This window comes from Stenotrophomonas sp. X, assembly GCF_055721025.1.
This window is the reverse complement of sequence record NZ_CM146756.1, coordinates 90,160-108,410: the sequence shown is the minus strand read 5'-3', so window position 1 is coordinate 108,410 and position 18,251 is coordinate 90,160. Positions and strand designations below refer to the sequence as shown.

Here is an 18,251-nt window from a genome sequence, read left to right as displayed (position 1 = left end):
CTACCCTCAGGGCCAGGCCGGCGGCGCGGCCGCCCACGCCTGCTGCACTTCCGCCAGCGAGGCACGCTCGTCGTCTCGCCACAACGGCAACAACTGCGCATAGCGGCTGCTGTCGCTCCATTGCGTCGGCTCGGTACGCACTGCGGCGGCATACCACTGCACTGCCTCCTGCTTCCGCCCGGCCCGCCACAGCGCCAGCGCATAGGTCGGTGGCAACCAGCCCGGCTTGCTCAGCGAACCACCGGCAGCGGCCTGCCATTGCTCCAGGGCGGCTTCGGGCTGGCCCTGACGCAGCAGGTCCCAGCCGTAGTTCCAGCGCACGCCACGGCCCAGGCTGCCCTGCACCGGCGCATCCTTCAGCGCTTCGCGATACAGCTGTTCACCCAGTTCGGTACGGCCCTGGGCAATGGCCACCGACGCCAGCTGCACGGTGGCCTCCACGGTCCGCCGGCCGCGCTCGCGCTGCTTGAGCAGCTGCGCCACCAGCTCATCCCCGTCGGACTGGACCACGATCATGGGCACGGCGGCCGCATCGCTGTCGAAATAGAACTCCTGTGGTGCCGGCACCGCCGGCGCGGCCCACACCGGGGCCGTTCCCGAGACCAGCAGCATGCTGCCCAGGATCTTTCCTGCAACTGACATCCCTTCTCCCCAGGCCGCAACCGCAGCCCCCTCTCTCTCCCCGATCCTAACCCCAGCATGGCCGCCGGCGCGAGTGCCGGGGCGGCCGGGCCTCGCTGCTACAATTCGCGCCTTTCCCGCCGCGTGCCTGCATGCGGCCGGTGCCAGCCGATCCTGACCGGGCCAGCCATGACCAGTACCGCGCAACTCACGTCGCCCTCCTCCACCGACCTGATCGACCGTGACTACACGCTCGACCACAAGTACACCCGCAACGAGGGGCGGATCTATCTGAGTGGCGTGCAGGCGCTGGTGAAGCTGCCGCTGATGCAGCGGCTGCGCGACGCGCACGAAGGCATCGACAGCGCCGGCTTCGTCAGCGGCTACCGCGGCAGCCCGCTGGGCGGCTTCGACCTGGAGCTGTGGCGCGCACGCAAACACCTCGACGCGGCCAAAGTGAAGTTCACCCCCGGCCTGAACGAGGACCTGGGCGCCACCATGGTGTGGGGCACCCAGCAGACCAACCTGTTCCCCGGCGCCAACGTGCAGGGCGTGTTCGGCATGTGGTACGGCAAGGGCCCGGGCGTGGACCGCTGCGGCGACGTGTTCAAGCACGCCAATGCCGCCGGCACCTCGCGCTACGGTGGGGTGCTGGCACTGGCCGCCGATGACCATGCCTGCCGCAGTTCAACCCTGCCACATGGCAGCGAGGACGAGTTCGTCAGCGCGATGATGCCGGTACTGAATCCGGCCGGTGTGCAGGACATCCTCGACATGGGCCTGCTGGGGTGGGCGATGAGCCGCTATACCGGGCGCTGGGTCGGCTTCAAGACGATCGCCGAGACGGTCGAATCGTCGGCCTCGGTCGAGGTCGACCCGATGGCGCGCCGCATCGTGCTGCCGGAAGACTTCGAGATGCCGACCGGCGGGCTCAACATCCGCTGGCCGGACCCGCCGCTGGACCAGGAAATGCGCCTGCACCGCTATGCGGTGAAGGCCGCACAGGCGTTCGCCCGCGCCAACGGCATCGACAAGGTGGTGATGGACGCGCCGCGCGCGCGGCTGGGCATCGTCACCACCGGCAAGAGCTACCTGGACGTGCTGCAGGCGCTGGAATACCTGGGCCTGGACGAAGCCGCCTGCGCCGACATCGGCATCCGCGTGTACAAGGTCGGCATGACCTGGCCGCTGGAGCCGCAGGGCATCGCGCGTTTCGCGCAGGGCCTGGAAGACATCATCGTGGTGGAGGAAAAGCGTGCCTTCATCGAGCGCCAGATGAAGGAACAGTTCTTCAACTGGCCGGCCAGCTGGGGCCAGCGCCCGTCCATCGTCGGCAAGTATGACGAGACTGGCGAATGGATCCTGCCGTCCACCGGCGAGCTGACCCCGGCCACCATCGCCGGCGTGATCGGCCGCCGCATCCAGAAGTTCTTCAACAACGCATCGATCGAGCAGCGGCTGCAGTGGATGCAGGAGAAGGAAGCCGAGCTTGCGTTGCCGCGCGCCAGCTTCCCGCGCGTACCGCATTACTGCTCGGGCTGCCCGCACAACACCTCCACCAACGTGCCGGAAGGCTCGCGTGCGCTGGCCGGCATCGGTTGCCATTACATGGTGACCTGGATGGACCGCAGCACCGACACCTTCACCCACATGGGCGGCGAAGGCGTGACCTGGGCCGGGCAGGCGCCGTTCACCGATACCCCGCACGTGTTCCAGAACCTCGGCGACGGCACCTACTTCCACAGCGGCTCGCTGGCGATCCGCCAGGCGGTCGCCGCCGGCGTCAACATCACCTACAAGATCCTCTACAACGATGCGGTGGCGATGACCGGCGGCCAGCCGGTGGACGGCCCACTGAGCGTGCCGGACATTGCAAAGCAGATGCGCGCCGAAGGCATCCACACCATCGTGGTGCTGTCGGACAACATCGGCAAGTGGACCGGCCAGCGCGAGCACTTCCCCAGCGACGTCGAGTTCCATGACCGCAGCGAACTGGACGAAGTGCAGAAGCGCCTGCGCGAAGTGAAGGGTGTTTCGATCCTGATCTACGAACAGACCTGCGCGACCGAGAAGCGTCGCCGCCGCAAGCGCGGCAAGCTGGAAGACCCGCAGAAGCGGGTGATGATCAACTCGCTGGTCTGCGAAGGCTGCGGCGACTGCGGCAAGAAGAGCTTCTGCGTGTCGGTGCTGCCGAAGGAAACCGAGTTCGGACGCAAGCGCGAGATCGACCAGTCCAACTGCAACAAGGACTATTCCTGCGTGAACGGCTTCTGCCCCAGCTTCGTCACCGTGCACGGTGGCCAGCCGCGCAAGGGCAGCAAGCGCGATGCGTCCACGCTGCTGGACAACCTGCCGGCGCCGACCCTCCGCGACAGCCTGGAACAACCCTGGAACATCCTGATCACCGGCGTCGGCGGTACCGGCGTGGTGACCATCGGTGCGCTGCTGGGCATGGCCGGCCACCTGGAGGGCAAGGGCGCGACCGTGCTCGACCAGACCGGCCTGGCGCAGAAGGGCGGCGCGGTGACCACGCATATCCGCATTGCCCGTCGCCCTGAAGACATCCATGCCGTGCGTATCGCCGCTGGCGAGGCCGACCTGGTGCTGGGCTGCGACATGGTGGTGGTCAACGATTACTGGGCGCTGTCGAAGGTCCGTGCCGGCCGTTCGCAGGTGGTGCTGAACACCTACGAAGCGATGCCAGGCACCTTCACCACCCGCCCGGACATGCAGTTCCCCGCCGCCGACATCATCGCCGGCGTGCGCGTGGCACTGGGCGGCCAGGAGCCGTTGCTGCTCGATGCCACCCAGCTGGCCACCGCGCTGCTGGGCGATGCCATTGCCGCCAACCTGTTCATCCTCGGCTACGCCTGGCAGCAGGGCCTGGTGCCGCTGTCGTTCGAGTCACTGATGCGCGCCATCGAACTCAACGGCGCCGCCGTGGCGATGAACCAGCAGGCGTTCGCCTGGGGCCGCCTGGCCGTGGTCGATCCGCAGGCCGTGCAGCAGGCGGCCGGCCTGGTGCGCAACCGCCATACCGATACCGAATCCACCCCGGGCCCGCTGCATCCGCTGCCGCCAGGCGAGTGGGAGGGCAATGAATGGGGTGCCACTGCGGCACCGCGCAACACCGGCGACGAACGCGAACTGCGTGGCCTGCCCTCGCACGGTGGCGACGTGGCGTTCCTGCCGCTGGACGACGCACGCCTGTCGCGCTCGCTGGATGAAATGATCGAGCGCCGCGCCGCGTTCCTGGTCGAGTACCAGGATGCCGCCTACGCCAAGCGCTACCGTGACCTGGTAGCGCGCGTACGCGCCACCGAAGCCGACCGCATCGGCGGTTCCACTGCGCTGACCGAGACCGTGGCGCGCTACCTGTTCAAGCTGATGGCCTACAAGGACGAGTACGAAGTGGCGCGCCTGTACACCAGCGGCGACTTCCAGCGTCGCCTGCAGCAGCAGTTCGAGGGCGACTACCAGCTGCGCTTCCATCTGGCACCGCCGCTGTTCGCGAAGAAGGACGAGCACGGCCGCCTGCTGAAGAAGGAATACGGCCCGTGGATGTTCAAGGCCTTCGGCCTGCTGGCGAAGTTGAAGTTCCTGCGTGGCGGCCACTTCGACGTGTTCGGACGCACCGAGGAGCGCCGCATGGAGCGCAAGCTGATTGCTGATTACGAGGCGACGGTGCAGGTGCTGCTGGACGGGCTGGAGGACGACCGTCTGTCGCTGGCGGTGGAGATCGCCAGCGTTCCCGAGCACATCCGCGGCTTCGGCCATGTCAAGGAAGCGCATTTCGCGCAGGCCAAGGCGCGCGAAGCGGCCCTGCTGGCGCAGTGGCGCAATCCGAAGGCGCTGCATATCGTGCAGGTGGCTTGAAGGTGGTGCCGGCCGCTGGCCGGCATCTTCCTGGCAATCGGTTGCCGGCCAACGGCCGGCACTGCCGGTGGTTCACCCCAACCGCCACAGCAATAGCCGGTTATTGGCCGGCATCGCCACGTCACCCAACCGGGTAAACCCGTTGTCCGCCGCCAGCGCCTGCACCGCTTCGCTATCGCGGATACCGCTGCGCGGGTCGCGCGCCTTCAGCCAGGCATCGAACTGCGCGTTGCTGTCGCTGGTATAGCGACCGCCGTAGTTGAAGGGGCCATACACCGCCAGCAACGCACCGTGACGCAACAGCGGCGGCAGCGCGCCGAACAGCACCTGCACGTACTCCCAGCCCATGATGTGCAGCGTGTTGGCGCTGAATGCGGCGTCGAACGTGCTGCTTTCTGGAAGGTCCAGGCCCGTTGCCGGTGGCAGCTCCACCTGCAGCGCCACCGGCGGCAGCAGGTTCAGCAGCGCGGCCTCCGCACGCCAGGCTTCGATGCCGGGCAGATGGTCCGGATGGTCGCTGGGCTGCCAGCGCAGCCACGGCCAGCGCTCGGCGAAGAAGGCTGCGTGCTGGCCGGTACCACTGCCGATCTCCAGCACCCGATGGCGGTCGCCCATCCACGGGTCGAGTGCGGTGGCGATGGGTTCGCGGTTGCGCTCGCAGGCTTCTGAATACGGCTTGCTCGACATCAGGACGGTGTCCAGGCGGGGGTCGGCCCCATTGTGCACGAGGGGGTGTCTGCAGGGCTTGCAGCCCTGCACCCGCAGGAGCCGGAGCCAGAGCAACGTCAAAAGCTGGCATTCCGTGGGTTGGCGGGGTGGGCCCGGTTGCGGGGGCGCCGTAAATACGTCCCTGTAGGCTCGGTCGCCGCATCCATGCGGCTCACGCCCCCGCAACCGGACCCACCCCGCCTTCGACAGATTCCGCGATCTGTCGGAAGTGCTCTTGGGGTCAGATCCGTTTTCCTGTGGAAAACGGATCTGACCCCGGATTCATTTCGATACCTGACAGATGTGTCGACCAAGGTCGACACCTACCAACAGCCGCAGGAATCTGTCAGAGGTGGGGCGGTGTCGGATTGCGGGGTGTCAGCCGCATGGATGCGGCTGCCAAGCCTCCATGGACGGATTCACGGCGTCCCCGCAATCCGACACCGCCCCGCCCACCCACGGAATGCCGCTCTGGCTCTGGCTTTGGCCGTTGCCGTTGCATTGAGCAGGTGCAGGGCTGCAAGCCCTGCCGAAACCCTCCCCAACCATGACTGCAGTCACTTGCCCGGTTGCGCCGCGCTGGCGAAAGTCGAGGAGTTGACGTGATCGGTGTGGCGCGTTGCCGACCGCACACAAGCGAGAGAGAGAAACGCTGTGCAACGACGTGAGTTCCTGGCTTTTTCCGGCCTGGGCCTGGCCGGCCTGCTGCTGCCGCATTCCCGTGCCATCGCCGCCGAGCAGCTGCTGGCGCCGGTCGATACCGCCCAGCGCCGGCGCTTGGCCGAGGTCGCGCTGGCCACCGCACGCTCGGCCAAGGCCAGCTACTGCGATGTGCGCATCGGCCGCTACCTCAACCAGTCGGTGATCACCCGCGAGCACCAGGTCGGCAATGTGACCAACCGAGAATCGTCCGGCGTGGGTGTGCGGGTGATCGTCAACGGTGCCTGGGGCTTTGCTGCCACCCATCAGCAGACCGAGGCCGCCGTGCGCGCAGCGGTCGAGCAGGCCGCAGCAATCGCCCGCGCCAACGCCAGCATCCAGACCCGCCCGGTGCAACTGGCACCCACGCCGTCCGTCGGTGAAGTGCGCTGGCAGACGCCCATCCGCAGGAACGCGATGGCGGTGCCGATCCAGGACAAGGTCGAGCTGCTGCTGGCCCTCAATGCCGCTGCGCTGGATGCGGGCGCCGACTACATCAATTCCACCCTGTTCCTGGTCAACGAACAGAAGTACTTCGCCTCCAGCGACGGCTCGTTCATCGACCAGGACATCCACCGCATCTGGTTGCCGTTCACCGCCACCGCCATCGACAAGGCCAGCGGCAAATTCCGCACCCGCGCCGGCCTGTCCTCGCCGATGGGCATGGGCTATGAGTTCCTCGATGGCGATGCGCGCGGCAAGGTGCAGCTGCCCGGCGGCATCACTGCCTACCGCGATTCCTACGACCCGGTCGAGGACGCCATTGCGGCCGCCCGCCACGCGCGCGAGAAACTGAAGGCGCCATCGGTGAAGCCCGGCAAGTACGACCTGGTGCTGGACCCGTCCAATCTGTTCCTGACCATCCACGAGAACGTCGGCCACCCGCTGGAGCTGGACCGCGTGCTCGGCTACGAGGCCAACTACGCTGGTACCAGCTTCGCCACGCTGGACAAGCGCGATGCCGGCTTCCGCTGGGGCAGCGACATCGTCACCTTCTTCGCCGACAAGACCCAGCCCGGCAGCCTCGGTGCGGTCGGCTACGACGACGAGGGCGTGAAGACCCAGCGCTGGGACCTGGTGCGCGACGGCATCCTGGTCGACTACCAGGCCACCCGCGATGAAGCCCACATCCTCGGCCGCGATGCATCGCATGGCTGCAGCTATGCCGATTCCTGGTCCAGCGTGCAGTTCCAGCGCATGGCCAATGTCTCGCTGGCGCCGGGCAAGCAACCGCTCAGCGTCGAGGACATGATCAAGGACGTGGAGAACGGCATCTACATCCACGGCCGCGGTTCGTATTCGATCGATCAGCAGCGTTACAACGCGCAGTTCGGCGGCCAGCTGTACTACCAGATCAAGGACGGAAAGATCGCCGGCATGGTCGAGGATGCGGCCTACCAGATCCGCACCCCGGAATTCTGGAATGCCTGCACCGCCATCTGCGATGAACGCGACTTCCGCCTGGGCGGTTCGTTCTTCGATGGCAAGGGCCAGCCGGGCCAGGTGTCGGCGGTCTCGCACGGTTCATCCACCACCCGCTTCAACGGCATCAACATCATCAACACCGCGCGCAGTCTCGGCGCTTGAGCCACCCATCCTTCGACATGGAGAGCAGCCTTGCAAAGACGTGACTTCCTGGCCCTGACCGGGCTTACCGCGGGCGGGCTGATCGTGCCCTCCTTCTTCGGCAAGGTGATCGCCGCCGAGCAGCTGCAGAGCACGCTGGACCTGGGGCTGAAGAAGCGCCTGGCCGATGCGGCGCTGGCTGCCGCCCGCCAGGCCGGTGCCACCTACTGCGACGTGCGCATCGGCCGCTACCTGCGGCAGTTCGTGATCACCCGCGAGGACAAGGTGCAGAACGTGGTGAACACCGAGTCCACCGGCGTCGGCATCCGCGTGATCGTCAATGGTGCGTGGGGCTTTGCCGCCACCAACGCGCTGGGCACCGCCGACGTGGCCAAGGCAGCGCAGCAGGCGGCCGCGATCGCCAAGGCCAATGCCGGCGTGCAGACCGCGCCGGTGCAGCTGGCCAAGGCGCCGGGCGTGGGTGAGGTGAGCTGGCGCACGCCGATCCGCAAGAATGCGATGGAGGTGCCGATCAAGGACAAGGTCGGCCTGCTGCTGGACGTCAACGCCGCCGCAATGGGCGCCGGTGCCAGCTTCGTCAACTCGATGCTGTTCCTGGTCAACGAGCAGAAGTACTTCGCCTCCACCGACGGTTCCTACATCGACCAGGACGTGCATCGCATCTGGGCGCCGATGACGGTCACCGCCATCGACAAGGCCAGCGGCAAGTTCCGCACCCGTTCGGGCCTGTCCTCGCCGATGGGCCTGGGCTACGAGTACCTGGACGGCGCCGCCGCGGGCAAGGTGGTCAGCCCCAATGGCGTGGTCAACTACAGTTCTTCCTACGACATGAAGGAAGACGCCATCGCCGCCGCCCGGCAGGCGCAGGAAAAGCTGAAGGCACCGTCGGTGAAGCCGGGCAAGTACGACCTGGTGCTCGACCCGTCGCACACCTGGCTGACCATCCACGAGTCGATCGGCCACCCGCTGGAACTGGACCGCGTGCTCGGCTACGAAGCCAACTACGCCGGCACCAGCTTCGCCACCCTGGACAAGCGCGAACAGCGTTTCCAGTACGGCAGCGAGCTGGTCAACATCTTCGCCGACAAGACCCAGCCGGGCAGCCTCGGCGCCGTGGCATACGACGATGAAGGCGTGAAGTGCAAGCGCTGGGACCTGATCAGCAACGGCAAGCTGGTGGACTACCAGACCATCCGCGACCAAGCGCACATCCTCGGCAAGACCGAGTCCGACGGCTGCTGCTATGCCGACTCGTGGTCCAGCGTGCAGTTCCAGCGCATGGCCAACGTGTCGATGGCACCGGGCAAGAAGCCGCTGAGCGTGCCGGACCTGATCAAGGACGTGGAGAACGGTATCTACATCATCGGTGACGGTTCGTTCTCGATCGACCAGCAGCGCTACAACGCGCAGTTCGGCGGCCAGCTGTTCTACGAGATCAAGAACGGCCAGATCACCCGCATGCTGGAGGACGTGGCCTACCAGATCCGCACGCCGGAATTCTGGAACGCCTGTACCGCCGTGGCCGACGAGCGTGACTACCGCCTGGGCGGTTCGTTCTTCGACGGCAAGGGCCAGCCGGGCCAGGTCTCGGCGGTCTCGCACGGCTCGTCCACCGCGCGCTTCAACGGCATCAACGTCATCAACACCGCACGCAGCCTCGGCTGACCGGTCAGGAGCCCTTACACATGAGTATCTTCACCGAAGCCCAGGCCAAGGCCATCCTCGACAAGGTCATCGCCCTGTCCAAGGCCGACGAGTGCACCGCCGTGCTGGCCGGTGCGATCAGCGGCAACATCCGTTTCGCGCTGAACAATGTCTCCACCAGCGGCATCGTCGACAACACCGAGCTGGCGGTCACCGTCGCCTTCGGCAAGCGCGTCGGCACCGCCTCGATCAACGAGTTCGACGACGCCGCGCTGGAACGCGTGGTACGCCGTGCCGAAGACCTGGCCCGCCTGGCCCCGGAGAACCCGGAGTTCATGCCGGCCATCGGCAAGCAGAGCTACCGCGCCAGCCCGACCTTCAGCGAATCCACCGCCGCGATCGATCCGGCCTTCCGTGCCAAGGTCGCTGCCGATTCGATCGCCCCGTGCCGCGGCCACGGCCTGGTCGCCGCCGGCTTCCTGGAGGACGGCCAGGGCTTCCAGGCCACCGCCAACAGCAACGGCAACTTCGCTTACCAGCGCACCACCAACTTCGATTACACCTGCACTGTGCGAACCGAAGATGGCCGCGGTTCGGGCTGGGTCGGCCGCAACCTGAAGGACGCGGCGGACTTCAAGGCTGACCAGGACATCCGCATCGCCATGCGCAAGGCCACCGAATCGGCCGAAGCCAAGGCACTGGAACCGGGCAAGTACACGGTCATCCTGGAGCCGGCCGCAGCGGCGGGCCTGATCAGCTTCATGATGAACTTCTTCAGTGCACGCTCGGCCGATGAAGGCCGCAGCTTCCTGTCGAAGAAGGGCGGCGGCAACAAGCTGGGCGAGCAGGTCTACGACCCGCGCGTGACCATGATCGCCGACCCGTGGCATCCGGATGCACCGGTGCTGCCGTGGGACAACGAAGGGCTGCCGCGCGAACGCATGGCCATCATCGAGAACGGCAGGATCGCCAATCTGGACTACTCGCGCTTCTGGGCGCAGAAGCAGGGCAGGACCGCCAAGGCCTCGCCGGGCAACCTGCTGATGAGCGGTGGCGACAAGAGCACCGCCGAGCTGGTGCGCGGCACCCAGAAGGGCATCCTGGTCACGCGTACCTGGTACATCCGCATGGTCGATCCGCAGACCGTGCTGCTGACTGGCCTGACCCGCGACGGCACCTTCTACATCGAGAACGGCCAGATCAAGTACCCGGTGAAGAACTTCCGCTTCAACGAGTCGCCGGTGATCATGCTCAACAACATCGAAGAGCTGGGCAAGCCGGTGCGTGTGGCCGGTGATGAATCCAGCTACGTGATGATGATCCCGCCGATGAAACTGCGCGATTTCACCTTCACCTCGCTGTCCGACGCGGTCTGATGGATCGCCGGGCCTGCCTGCGCTGGTTGGCCGCTGCCGCTTCGGCGGCGGCGCTGCCGGCCTGGGCACAGGCAGGCCCGCGCAGTTCGCGCTACGACTTCTGGTTCACCCGCCTGCAGTACGACTCCGGTGACTGGGACGTGGACGCGCGCATGCCATCCAACCTGATCACCTCGCTGATCGACTACACATCGCTGCGCGTGGACCCGCAGGAACACGTGGTGGCCCTGGCCGACCCGCGCATGCTGGAAGCGCCGTTCTGCTACCTGGCTGGGCACACGCTGGTGGAGTTCAACGCCGCCGAACGGCAGAACTTCGTGCGCTACGTGCGCAATGGCGGCTTCGTCTTCGTCGACGACTGCAACCATGACATTGACGGCCTGTTCGCCACCTCGTTCGAGGCACAGATGGGCCGGCTGTTCGGCCCGAAGGCATTGCAGAAACTGCCCAACAGCCACGCGCTGTACCGCAGTTTCTTCCGCTTCCCGGACGGTCCGCCCGCCACCAGCTTCGAACTCAACGGCTGGGGCGACGACCTGGTGCACGACTATCTGAAAGGCATCGAGGTCGAGGGTCGGCTGGGCCTGCTCTACAGCAACAAGGACTACGGCTGCGAGTGGGACTACGACTGGCGCAACAAGCGCTTCCTGGCCGAAGACAACACCCGCTTTGGCGTCAACATCGTGATGTACGCGTTGAACAATTGACAGGACCTGCACGCCCATGAACTCCTCCGACCTCGAATCCCTGCTGCCGCGCCTGGATGAACTGCGCGCCGCGCTCGCACGCGCGGTGGTGGGCCAGCACACGGTGGTCGAGCAGCTGTTGATCGGCCTGCTGGCCGGTGGCCACTGCCTGCTGGAAGGTGCGCCCGGGCTCGGCAAGACCCTGCTGGTGCGCTCACTCGGCCAGGCATTGGAACTGCAGTTCCGGCGCGTGCAGTTCACCCCCGACCTGATGCCCAGCGACATTCTCGGCACCGAGCTGCTGGAGGAAGACCATGGCACCGGCCATCGCCATTTCCGCTTCCAGCAGGGCCCGATCTTCACCCACCTGCTGCTGGCCGACGAACTCAACCGCACCCCGCCCAAGACCCAGGCCGCACTGCTGGAGGCAATGCAGGAACGCACCGTCAGCTACGCCGGCACCACCTACGCGTTGCCCGCGCCGTTCTTCGTGCTGGCCACGCAGAACCCGATCGAGCAGGCCGGCACCTACCCGCTACCCGAAGCGCAGCTGGACCGCTTCCTGCTGCATGTGCTGGTGGATTACCCCAGCGAAGACGAGGAACGGCGGATCCTGGAACAGACCACCGGCGGTGCCACCGACGCGGTGCCGAAGGTGATGGATGCCGAGGCGGTGATCGCCCTGCAGGCGGCCGTGCGGCAGGTGCATGTCAGCCCCGACGTGCTGGCCTGGATCACCCGCCTGGTGCGCGCCAGCCGGCCAGGCGAAGGCGCGCCGGCGGCGATCAACCAATGGGTGAAGTGGGGCGCCGGCCCGCGCGCCGGCCAGTCGCTGGTGCTCGCGGCAAAAGCACGCGCCTTGCTGCAGGGCCGCTTCGCCGCCACCCGCGAGGACGTGCAGGCCCTGGCCGCGCCCGTGATGCGCCATCGCCTGCTGCTGTCGTTCGCCGCCGAGGCCGAGCAGAAGCGTGCCGACGACGTGGTCGCCGCCCTGCTGCAGGCCGTGCCGTTCCCGGGTTGATCCACGCGTGAACGCCGGTATCCCGCTGACCTTGCCACCGGAACTGCGTGCGCGCCTGCGCCTGCTGCGGCTGCGGCCGCGCCTGGCCAGCGGTGCCAGTGGCATCGGCCAGCACGCCAGCCGCAGCCGCGGTGCCGGCCTCGAGTTCGCCCAGTACCGGGCCTACGAACCGGGCGACGAGCTGCGCCAGATCGACTGGAAGCTGTACGCGCGTTCGGACCGCTTCTTCGTGCGCGAATCCGAACGGGAAAGCCCGATCACGGTCTGGCTGTTGCTCGATGCCACCGCCTCGGCCGGCCAGGCCGATCGCGCGGCACCGCAGCGCACGCGCCTGGATCACATGCGCGGCGTGGCCGCCTGCGTGGTGGAACTGGCGCTGCAGCAGGGCGACCGTTTCGGCCTGTTGGCGATCAATGGCGATGGACTGCAGTTGGTGGCCGCAGCGGACGGCGCACGCCAGCGTGACCGCGTGCATCTGCAGCTGCATGCCCTGCAGGCGCGCGGCACCTGGCCCGCGGCCGAACGCCTGCGCCCGCTGTGGGAGCGCGTGCGCCCGGGCGACCTGCTGCTGGCGATGGGTGATGGCTTCGACGCGGCCTGCATCGTGCTGCTGGAGCAACTGGCCAGCGCACGCCGTGAAGTGGCACTGCTGCAGATCCTGACCGCCGACGAGCGCGATTTCCCGTTCGACGCCGGCCATCGCTTCCGCGATCCGGAGACCGGCGAGGAACTACTGGGCGATGGCGCGGCGATCCGCGCCGACTACCTGCAGCGCTTCGCTGACGCACGCAACGCATTGCAGTCGCGCCTGCAGGCCAGTGGCGTCGCCAGTGCCACCGGCTGGCTCGACCAGCCGCTGGACCAGGCACTGCAGGCGCTGTTCGGCCGTGGGGGCGGTGCATGACCCTGCTGTTCCCGTTGGGCCTGGCCGCGCTCGCTGCAGGGTTGCTGCCGCTGCTGATTCACTTGGCCCGGCGCCATCCGTACACGCCGCTGGATTTCGCCGCGCTGCGCTGGCTGCGCGCACAGATCCGCCCGCGCCAGCGCATCCGTTTCGATGACAGGCCGTTGCTGCTGGTGCGCCTGTTGCTGCTGGCTGCATTGGCCATGCTGCTGGCGCGCCCTGCGTTGGTCGGCCCTGCCCCGGTCCCCACTGCCTGGACGGTAGTGGCTCCCGGACTGGACGCGACCGCACTGCGCGGCACCGCCGAAGCGGGCAACTGGCACTGGCTGGCACCCGGCTTCCCCGCTATCGACCACCCACCACCTGCGTCCAGCGCATCGCTGCCCAGCCTGCTGCGCGAGCTGGACGCACAGCTGCCTGCGGGCACCGCGTTGACCGCGCACGTTCCCGATCCCCTGCCCGGTCTGGATGGCGTCCGCCTGCAGCTGTCGCGCGAAGTAACGTGGCGGCCGCAACCGATACCGGCCACTCCGCAACCGAGTGCCGCGACGGTGCCGCGTCTGCGCGTGCACAGCGATGCGCCGGCAGCCGCCCAGCACTGGGTGAACGCACTGCAGCGCGCGTGGGGCATGCAGGCGCCGCTCGCTCCTCTGTCGGCCGATGCCCTGCCCGAACGCGGCGAGATCGGCGTATGGAGCCGCAGCGATGCACTGCCGGCGAGCTGGCAGGCATGGCTGCGCCACGGCGGTCGTGCAGTGAGCGCCGGCAAGCCTGCTGGCGACGCCGGCATCCTGCTGCGCAACGCCGACGGCTCACCAGTGCTGTGGCAACAGCGCATCGGCCACGGCGTCCTGCTGTCACTACCCGGCGACTGGGATGCCTCAGGCAACGCTGCGCTGCGCGACCCGCAGTTGCCGCGTGCCCTGCTGCTGGCGCTGCAACCGCCAGCGTCACCGCGCCTCGGCGATGCACAGGACCAGGCACCACGCCGGGCCGCGCTGCCCGCCATAGCGCCCCCAGCGCGTGAGCCAACCACATGGTTGCTGCTGGCCATCGTGCTGCTGTTCGCGCTGGAGCGCTGGATGGCCAGCAGTCGCCGGCGCAGGGTGGCCGCATGAACACCCTGCAGCACGCCTGGCAACGCGCACGGCGTCGCCGTGCACTCGTTACCCTGCTGCTGGGCCTGCCGTGGGCGCTGGCCGCGACGACGCTGGCGCTGCGCCTGGCGGGCTTCGATATCGCCTGCGTGGTCGGCACGGTCAGCGCGCTCGCCTGCGCAGCGCTCGCCACGGCACATGCCCGCCAGCTGGACCCACAGTGGGTGCAGCGCCAGCTCGATGCCAGCGGTGCCAGCGAGGACAGTGCCGACCTGCTGTTTGCCGATGCCGCCATGCTCAATCCGCTGCAGCAGCGCCAGCGCGCGCATGTGCTGGCCACGCTGGAGCGCGCGACACCGGACCTGCGTCAGCGCTGGCCGCGCAGGGCGTTGGCCCTGAGCTGGGTCGCAGGCCTGGCGATCACTGCGCTGGCATTCGGCTGGCCACGTTCCGGCCCCGGCTCCGCGCCGGCCCGCACATCGGCGCCTGTCAGCACGGCTGCCGCCGGCCCGCTGCACCTTCAGTCCACCCGCCTGCGGATCGACGCACCGGCCTATACCGGCCAGGCCACGCGCACCCAGAACGCGCTGGATGCCAAGGTCGCCGCGGACAGCCGGCTGTCGTGGTCGTTGCGCTTCGATCGCGCGCCGGACAAGGCATGGCTGCAGTTCCACGACGGCCGCCGGCTGCCGCTGAGCGAGCAGGATGGGCAGTGGCTGGCGCAGGATGTGGCGCGCGTGCCTGTGCTGTACCGCGTGGTGAGCGAACCTGCACTGGCCCAGACCCGCCTGCATCGCCTGGATGTGGTCGCTGATCGTGCGCCCAGCGTGCGCGTGCTGGAGCCCGCCGCGACCCTGGTGCTGGGCACGCCCGGGCAACGCCAGTGGTCGTTACGATTCGAAGCCAGCGATGACTACGCCGTGGCCACGCAGGCAACGCTGTCGATCACCATTACCCAGGGCAGCGGCGAGAACATCACCTTCGTTCGCCGCAGTGTCGGCCTCACCGGCAGCGGCGAAGCGACTGCACGGCGTTTCGCGCACAGCCTCGACCTGGCTGCGCTGGGCGCGCAGCCCGGCAGCGATGTCATCGCCCAGCTGGAAGTACGCGACAACCACGCGCCAACACCGCAGGCCGGGCGCAGCAGCAGCGTGATCCTGCGCCTGCCCAGCGCCGAGGTTGCACTCGGTGCCGAACTGGAAGGCCGCATCAAGAAGACGCTGCCGGCCTACTTCCGCAGCCAGCGGCAGATCATCATCGATGCCGAAGCGCTGATCCGGCAGCGACGCAGCCTCGCCGCCGAGGACTTCGTGAAGCGCAGCGATGCGATCGGTGTCGACCAGCGCATCCTGCGTCTGCGCTACGGCCAGTTCCTGGGTGAGGAAAGCGAAGGCGCACCGAAGCCGCCGCCGACCAGCGACCTGCCCACCAGCGATGCGCCAGCTGCAGGCAGCCACGACGACGAGCATGAGCACGAGCACGAGCACGACCATGGCGCCGAGGCCGGGGCACACGATGAGCATGGCCACGATCACGGCGGCAAGGCGTCCAATGCCGATTCGCCACCGGTGTTCGGCAGCACCACCGATGTGCTCTCCGAATACGGCCACACCCATGACCATGCCGAAGCCGCGACCCTGCTCGACCCGCAGACCCGGGCCACGCTGAAGGCCGCGCTGGACCAGATGTGGTCGGCCGAAGGCGAGCTGCGCCAGGGCCGTCCGGAGCAGGCACTGCCGTTCGCCTACAAGGCACTGGGGTTCATCAAGCAGGTGCAGCAGGCCGAACGCATCTATCTGGCGCGGGTGGGACCGGAGCTGCCGCCGATCGATGAAGGCCGTCGCCTCGGCGGCGATCGCACCGGACTGGCCAGTCGTGAACTGCCGTTGGCCGCCCGAACCCCGCCCGACCGGGCCATCGTTGAAGCCTGGCAGCGCCTCGGTGATGACACCAGTGTGCCTGACCTCGACGCACTCGCTGCCTGGCAGCAGCGCAATGCCGCCTACCTGCCCGATGCGCTGGATCTGGCTGCCGCCATCGAGCAGCTGCGCATCGAGCCCGGTTGCCGCGACTGCCGCCAGCGCCTGCGCGCTCAGTTGTGGCGGGCGCTGCAGCGTCCACTGCCGCAGGCGATGCGGCGCGGTGCCGCCGATGCGATGGGCCAGCGCTACCTGGACGCGCTGGAGGCGCAGCCATGAACCCCTCCGGCCTGAACCTGTGGATCGTCCTGGCACTCGCTGTGATCGTGGCGATCGCCAGCGTTCGCCAGTCGCGCAACAACACCACGCACCGTGGCCGCCGCTGGGGGGTGATCGGGCTGCAGGTCATCGTCGCCACGCTGCTGTATTTCTGCCTGGTGCCGCCCACCCGCCAGCAACACGCAGGCGGGCTGGTTGTGCTCGGCATCGATGCCAGCAGGGCCGGCGCGTTCCCGGCCAGCGAAGGTCCGCTGTGGCTGTTGCCGGAAGCTGCCGATGTGGCCGGCGCAAAGCGCGTACCCGACCTGGCCACCGCGCTGCGGCAGCATCCGGCCTCCACGCTGACGCTGGTTGGTGCCGGCCTGGTCGCGCGTGACCGCGACGCAGTACTGCCACGCGACGTACGTTGGCAGCCGACAGCACCGCCGCGCGGCTGGGTCGCCTTGCAGCCACCGGCCGACGCCGCGCCCGGCGCACGCTTCGAGGTACAGGCACAGGCGCGTGGCGTTGCCAGGGCAAAGGCGGAACTGCTCGACCCGGCCGGCAGCGTGGTCGATCGCGCGGATGTTGCCGAAGACGGCCACGTTCAGTTGAGTGGCATCACCCGCGCCGAAGGCCGCAGCGTGTTCCAGCTGCGCCTGCTCGATGCCGACGGCCATGTGGTGGACAGCGCACCGGTGCCGCAGCAGACCCTGCCGGCGGCGCCGTTGCGCCTGCAGGTGCGTGCCAGTGCGCCGGGCCCCGAACTGAAGTACCTGCGCCGCTGGGCAGCCGATGCCGGCATCCGCGTGCAGGTGCAGGCCGATACCGGTGCCGGCCTGAGCGTTGGCGACGGCGCCTTGCCGCTGGACGCGACGTCGCTGGCGCGCAGCGATCTGCTGCTGCTGGACGAGCGCAGCCTGGCGGCATTGAATGCCGCGCAGCTGGCCGCTGTGCGGCAGGCGCTGCGCGAAGGACTGGGCGTGCTGGTACGCAGTGCGGGCGCCCCTTCGGCCAGCGCGCGCCAACGCCTGCACGATCTGGGCCTGCCGCTGCGGGGTGATGGCAGCAGCCAGGTCCTCGAACTTCCCGGCGACGGCGAGAGCGCGGTCCTCGCCGCACGACGTGGCCCGCTCGCCGCGGGTACGCTGCCGACCGGCTACGGCGAAGAGGCAGACCGCAGTTCGCACGACGCCGCGCTGCCCACACTGGAAGCACTGGCGCTGCAGGTACCTGGCAGCAACGCGCTGCTGCACGATCGCACCGGCAAGGCTGTCGGCGGCTGGCGCGCTACCGGCAAAGGCCGCATCGGCCTGCTGCCCATCACCGACAGTTGGCGCTGGGTGCTGGCCGGCCGCGATGACCGCCACGGCGAACTGTGGAGCGGCGTGGTTGCCACGCTGGCGCGGGCGCAGGGCAGCGCTGAGGCGCTGTGGTCGCCACAGCCGATCAGCTGGGCGGGCGAACGGCAGGCGCTGTGCGGCGTGCAGGCGCCGCTGCAAGCCTTCAACGCACGCGGCGAAGGCACGCCGCTGATCGTCGATGGCGCGACGTCAGACCTGCGTTGCGCGGGCTGGTGGCCGCGCGAGGCGGGCTGGCAGCGCCTACAGCACGGTGACGCTACCGTCTGGCGCTATGCATTCGACCCGAAGGACGCGCCCGCGCTGCATCGGCAGGCAATGATCGATGCAACCACGCGAGCGCTGGCGGGCAGCTCCCCGGCAACCGCGTCGGTGATGCCACCCGTGCCGGGATCGCGCTGGCCGTGGTGGCTGGCGTTCGTGCTGTGCGCATCGCTGCTTTGGTGGTTGGAGCGGCGGCGCTGACTTTGGCGTCCGATCCCTTTCGCCCGCGA

General features: G+C 68.3%; 12 protein-coding genes. 10 read left to right on the top strand and 2 right to left on the bottom strand.

Annotation, left to right across the window (positions count from 1 at the left end; all coding sequences use genetic code 11):
• Nucleotides 1–6 precede the first annotated feature (6 nt).
• Complete coding sequence (locus tag ACZ75I_RS00440; RefSeq protein ID WP_061479389.1) at nt 7–642, bottom strand: tetratricopeptide repeat protein; 636 nt, start codon at nt 640–642, stop codon at nt 7–9.
• 168 nt (nt 643–810) lie between these two features.
• Between ACZ75I_RS00440 and ACZ75I_RS00435 the strand changes: the two genes are divergently transcribed.
• Nucleotides 811–4,497, top strand: coding sequence for an indolepyruvate ferredoxin oxidoreductase family protein (locus ACZ75I_RS00435; RefSeq protein WP_472958563.1), 3,687 nt, complete (start codon nt 811–813; stop codon nt 4,495–4,497).
• 72 nt (nt 4,498–4,569) lie between these two features.
• Here the strand turns inward: ACZ75I_RS00435 and ACZ75I_RS00430 are convergent, their stop codons facing one another.
• The gene (locus ACZ75I_RS00430) at nt 4,570–5,184 is read right to left on the bottom strand and encodes a DUF938 domain-containing protein (protein ID WP_061479391.1); all 615 of its coding nucleotides are present in this window, start codon (nt 5,182–5,184) and stop codon (nt 4,570–4,572) included.
• 675 nt (nt 5,185–5,859) lie between these two features.
• Between ACZ75I_RS00430 and ACZ75I_RS00425 the strand changes: the two genes are divergently transcribed.
• The 9 genes from ACZ75I_RS00425 to ACZ75I_RS00385 are packed head-to-tail and all read left to right on the top strand — an operon-like array spanning nt 5,860 to nt 18,222.
• Nucleotides 5,860–7,491: a TldD/PmbA family protein gene (locus ACZ75I_RS00425; protein WP_061479899.1), complete on the top strand. Its 1,632-nt coding sequence runs from the start codon at nt 5,860–5,862 to the stop codon at nt 7,489–7,491.
• A gap of 30 nt (nt 7,492–7,521) precedes the next feature.
• Nucleotides 7,522–9,156, top strand: coding sequence for a TldD/PmbA family protein (locus ACZ75I_RS00420; protein WP_061479900.1), 1,635 nt, complete (start codon nt 7,522–7,524; stop codon nt 9,154–9,156).
• A gap of 20 nt (nt 9,157–9,176) precedes the next feature.
• Complete coding sequence (locus ACZ75I_RS00415; protein WP_180870080.1) at nt 9,177–10,511, top strand: TldD/PmbA family protein; 1,335 nt, start codon at nt 9,177–9,179, stop codon at nt 10,509–10,511.
• Complete coding sequence (locus tag ACZ75I_RS00410; RefSeq protein ID WP_061479902.1) at nt 10,511–11,218, top strand: DUF4159 domain-containing protein; 708 nt, start codon at nt 10,511–10,513, stop codon at nt 11,216–11,218. Before ACZ75I_RS00415 ends, ACZ75I_RS00410 begins: the two co-directional genes overlap by 1 nt.
• A gap of 16 nt (nt 11,219–11,234) precedes the next feature.
• Complete coding sequence (locus tag ACZ75I_RS00405) at nt 11,235–12,218, top strand: AAA family ATPase (protein WP_180870082.1); 984 nt, start codon at nt 11,235–11,237, stop codon at nt 12,216–12,218.
• A gap of 7 nt (nt 12,219–12,225) precedes the next feature.
• Nucleotides 12,226–13,122: a DUF58 domain-containing protein gene (locus tag ACZ75I_RS00400; protein ID WP_346477221.1), complete on the top strand. Its 897-nt coding sequence runs from the start codon at nt 12,226–12,228 to the stop codon at nt 13,120–13,122.
• Nucleotides 13,119–14,240: a BatA domain-containing protein gene (locus tag ACZ75I_RS00395; protein ID WP_346477220.1), complete on the top strand. Its 1,122-nt coding sequence runs from the start codon at nt 13,119–13,121 to the stop codon at nt 14,238–14,240. The genes ACZ75I_RS00400 and ACZ75I_RS00395 overlap by 4 nt, the downstream gene beginning before the upstream one ends.
• Nucleotides 14,237–16,417 (top strand): hypothetical protein, encoded by a 2,181-nt coding sequence (locus ACZ75I_RS00390; protein WP_472958562.1) that lies wholly within the window; start codon nt 14,237–14,239, stop codon nt 16,415–16,417. The genes ACZ75I_RS00395 and ACZ75I_RS00390 overlap by 4 nt, the downstream gene beginning before the upstream one ends.
• Entirely contained in the window at nt 16,414–18,222 is a 1,809-nt protein-coding gene (locus ACZ75I_RS00385; protein WP_472958561.1) for a hypothetical protein, read from the top strand. Before ACZ75I_RS00390 ends, ACZ75I_RS00385 begins: the two co-directional genes overlap by 4 nt.
• Nucleotides 18,223–18,251 lie beyond the last annotated feature (29 nt).